The organism is Pseudomonas cyclaminis, assembly GCF_015163715.1.
Taxonomy (GTDB): domain Bacteria; phylum Pseudomonadota; class Gammaproteobacteria; order Pseudomonadales; family Pseudomonadaceae; genus Aquipseudomonas; species Aquipseudomonas cyclaminis.
The window spans coordinates 1-3,977 of the sequence record NZ_JADDUM010000124.1 but is presented as its reverse complement, the minus strand read 5'-3'; the positions used below and the strand labels follow the sequence as shown (position 1 = coordinate 3,977).

Below are 3,977 nucleotides of genomic sequence, written 5' to 3'. Positions count from 1 at the left end.
CCCCTCCCACATTTTTTATCCGGTTCGATCAGCTCAAGCCGTGGCGCGATGCAGGCTGGCGAGGAAACCCGCCGCCCCCACAAACAAACCGGCAAACGTGCGGTTCACGCGCTTTTGCTGCGCTGGCGTGCGCAACAGGCGCAGCACCTTCGACGCCAACCCCGTGTACCCCGCCATCACAATCATATCGACGCTGATCATCGTCGCACCCAGGATCAGATACTGAATCAGCAACGGCGCCTGCGGGTTCACGAACTGCGGCAGTACCGCCAGCATGAACACCAGGGCTTTCGGGTTGCTGGCGTTGACCAGAAAACCGCGGAACATCATTGCCATCGGCTTGCCGATCGGGCGTGGCGCCGCGTCATCGGTCATGTCCATGGGCAAGGCGCGCCATTGCTTGACGGCCAGGTACACCAGGTAGGCCACGCCGAACCATTTGATCGCATAAAACGCGGTGGACGACGCCGCGAGAATCGCACCCAAACCACCGGCCACCACGGCAATCTGCATCGCCAGGCCCAGTTGCAGGCCAATGGCGTTCCAGTAACCGCGCACAAAACCATATTGCAGGCCGCTGGACATCGAAGCGATGGCACCGGCGCCAGGGGAAAGGGAGATGATCCAACTGGCCAGGAAAAAGGCCAGCCACGTATCGAGTGCCATTGCACACCTCGGGAAGGAATTAGCGGTTGTGCCTTAAGCTAACTCCGCCGGCCGAGCAATGGCTATAGATTTTTATACGAGGTGATTCCTAGCGGTCGCCCGGAAACACATGAGTGCCTGGCCAGCGCCGCACGGAACGTTGGAAGAACAGGCTGTTGGGCACTTGCACCATCGCACTGTCAGTCCCGGCCTCTGCGACCTCGATCAATGTGGTGTAGAGCAGGTTGATTGCTACCACACGGCCTTTCACACCCGGCTTGTCGACGGTATCCACCAGCTCGACGATGTCACCAATGCGGAACGGCCCGACAGTGAAAATCAAGATCGCGCACAGCAGGTTCGACAGCACCGACCACATCGCGAAGAACGCCACGGCGGCAACCGCAACAAACCCCGACAACGCGGTCCACAGCACGGTGGCGGACACGCCCAGGCGACCCAGTACGAAGATCAGCGCACTGCCCATGATCAGCCACCGCAGCCCCCCGCGCAGCGGCATCAACAGCTGCGGCGGGAACGGGTAGCGCTCACCCAGGCGAGTCAGGCCTTTGGCAACGAAACGCTGGGCGAGGTAAGCGCCCAGCAGGATCAGCAGGATTTGCACACCGATCCACACGGGCTCGACCCATTGCGTCGGAATCGGCAATTGCAACGCTTCCATCAGGACAGCGCCTCCAGCTCCGCTTGCAGGGTTTCGAGCAGTTCGAGGGCTTCCATCCAGGTCTCCTCCAATTGCCCTTCACGCACCTTGAGCCTGGCCTGTTCGGCCAGCAGGTCGCGCAGCTCATCCTTGCGCGCCGCCTCGTACACGGCGCTGTCGCCCAGGCTGGCTTCGATCTTGGCCAGGCGCTCGTGCAGCTTGCCCAGCTCGGCTTCCAGCTTGTCGGCTTCGCGCTTGTGCGGCGCCAACTGTTGGCGCAAGGCTGCAGCAGCCTGACGTTGAGCCTTTTTGTCGGTTTTGTCCGGGTTGACCGGCGTGTTGCTGACCGGTGCGTTGCGCAGACGGTAATCCGTCAGCCAGCGTGCGTAGTCATCCAGGTCGCCGTCGAACTCTTCGACTTTGCCATCGGCCACCAGCAGAAAGTTGTCGGTGGTGCTCTTGAGCAAATGGCGATCGTGAGACACCACCAGTACCGCACCGCTGAATTCCTGCAGGGCCATGGTCAGCGCCAGGCGCATTTCCAGGTCCAGGTGGTTGGTGGGCTCATCGAGCAGCAGCAGGTTCGGACGGTCCCAGGCGATCAGCGCCAGGGCCAGGCGCGCCTTTTCACCACCGGAGAAGTTCAGCACCGGCTCGTCGATGCGTGCGCCACGGAAGTCGAAACCACCGAGGAAATCCCGCAGGGTCTGCTCGCGCTCGGTCGGCGCCAGGCGTTGCAGGTGCAGCAGCGGGCTGGCTTTGGAGTCCAGGGAGTCCAACTGATGCTGGGCGAAGTAGCCCACCACCAGGTTCTCGCCACGGGTCAGGCGGCCGGCCAGGGGTTGCAGCTCACCCGAGAGGTTCTTGATCAGCGTCGACTTGCCCGCGCCGTTAGGGCCGAGCAAACCGATGCGCGCACCTGGCGTGAGCTGCAGCTTGACCTTTTCCAGGATGGTTTTGTCGCCATAACCCAGGCGGGCATCCGAGAGGTCCAACAAGGGGCTGGAGATCTTCACCGATTCGCGAAATACAAAGTCGAACGGCGAATCGACGTGGGCCGCCGACAGTTCTTCCATGCGCTCCAGGGCTTTGATCCGGCTCTGGGCCTGACGGGCCTTGGTGGCCTGGGCCTTGAACCGGGCGATGTAGCTTTCCATGTGCGCACGTTGCGCTTGCTGCTTCTCGAACGCCTGCTGTTGCTGGGCCAGGCGCTCGGCACGGGCACGTTCGAACGCGGTGTAGCCGCCCCGGTAGAGGGTGATTTTCTTCTGTTCGACATGGGCGATGTTGTCGACCACGGCGTCGAGGAAATCCCGGTCGTGGGAAATCAACAGCAAGGTGCCCTGGTAGCTCTTGAGGAAATCTTCCAGCCACAGGATCGCATCGAGGTCCAAGTGGTTGGTCGGTTCGTCGAGCAGCAACAGGTCCGAGGGGCACATCAGCGCCTGGGCCAGATTAAGGCGCATGCGCCAGCCGCCGGAGAAGTCGGCGACCGGACGGTCCATTTGTTCGTTGGTGAAGCCAAGGCCGGCAAGCATCTTGCGGGCGCGGGCGTCGGCGGTGTAGCCGTCGGCGCTGTCGAGTTCGGCGTGCAGGCGCGCCTGGGCGGCGCCGTCCTGGGCTTTCTCGGCCTCGGCCAGGTCGTGTTGCACCTGGCGCAGACGCAGGTCGCCATCGAGCACGTAGTCGATCGCGATGCGGTCCAGGGTATCGATCTCCTGGCGCATATGGGCGATGCGCCAGTCGGCCGGCAGCAGGCAGTCCCCGGAATCCGGGGTCAGCTCACCCAGCAACAGGGCAAACAACGTGGATTTGCCGGCGCCGTTGGCACCGATCAGGCCGGCTTTGTGACCGGCGTGCAGGGTCAGCTCGGCGTCTTCGAGAAGACGTTGCGGGCCACGCTGTAATGTTAGGCTTTGAAGTCGGATCATAATGGCGGCGGAGTCTACCAGCTTCGTTGGCCAATGGCTTGGGTGTGAATATGTGTGCTGACCTGTGGAGCTTTGCCCTCTCGACTTACGCCCGTCCGGGTGTGGAAGCCGCGTGCCTGCGTTTGCAGGAACAAGGAGCGGATGTGTGCCTGCTGCTGTGTGGGGCGTGGCTGGAACATCGCGGGGTGGCGCTGACCTGCGAGCGCTTGCAGGCGCTGAAACAGATCGCCGGACCCTGGCAGGCGCACGTCATCGACCCGTTGCGACAGGTGCGCGTGCAATGGCGGGCGTTGGCGCAGCAGGATGAACAACTGTCGGCGTTACGGGAGCGGGTCAAAACCCTGGAGTTGGACGCGGAACGCGAACTGCTGGCACGCCTGGAAGCGCTGGCACAGACATGGTCGAGCGCAGAAGTGATGGAGCATCAGAAATGGCTGGAAGGACTGGTGGCTGAGGCGGCCACCAACCTTGACCACGACGCGCTGCAACACTTGCGCGTCGTGGCCACCGGCACTTAGGAAGCGCTGGTTGGAGTGGTGCTTGGTGCTGCCGGTGCAGGGGTGCTGTTGGCCGGGGCGGTTGGAGCGGTGGAGGCAGCCGGAGTAGCCGCAGGTGCTGCTGGCTTGGCGGGTGCTGGCTTAACGGCTGGTTTGGCAGCAGCAGTTTTAGCCGCTGGCTTGGCGGCTGGCTTTGCAGCAGCAGCTTTAGCAACTGGCTTGGCGGCTGGTTTGCAGCAGCAG

4 protein-coding genes are annotated in these 3,977 nt (G+C 62.9%); 1 reads left to right on the top strand and 3 read right to left on the bottom strand.

Going from position 1 to position 3,977, the window contains the following annotated elements:
• Window positions 1-33: 33 nt before the first annotated feature.
• The 3 genes from IQK56_RS16405 to IQK56_RS16395 form a co-directional block, all read right to left on the bottom strand.
• Window positions 34-666, bottom strand: coding sequence for a LysE family transporter (locus tag IQK56_RS16405; RefSeq protein ID WP_122305087.1), 633 nt, complete (start codon window positions 664-666; stop codon window positions 34-36).
• 88 nt (window positions 667-754) lie between these two features.
• Window positions 755-1,327, bottom strand: coding sequence for a mechanosensitive ion channel family protein (locus IQK56_RS16400; protein WP_122305088.1), 573 nt, complete (start codon window positions 1,325-1,327; stop codon window positions 755-757).
• A complete protein-coding gene (locus IQK56_RS16395) occupies window positions 1,327-3,237 on the bottom strand; it encodes an ATP-binding cassette domain-containing protein (RefSeq protein WP_150674473.1) in 1,911 nt (636 codons plus the stop codon). The genes IQK56_RS16400 and IQK56_RS16395 overlap by 1 nt, the downstream gene beginning before the upstream one ends.
• Window positions 3,238-3,287: 50 nt before the next feature.
• On the opposite strand from IQK56_RS16395, the gene IQK56_RS16390 reads away from it, so the two are divergent.
• The gene (locus IQK56_RS16390; protein WP_150762458.1) at window positions 3,288-3,755 is read left to right on the top strand and encodes a TIGR02444 family protein; all 468 of its coding nucleotides are present in this window, start codon (window positions 3,288-3,290) and stop codon (window positions 3,753-3,755) included.
• Window positions 3,756-3,977 lie beyond the last annotated feature (222 nt).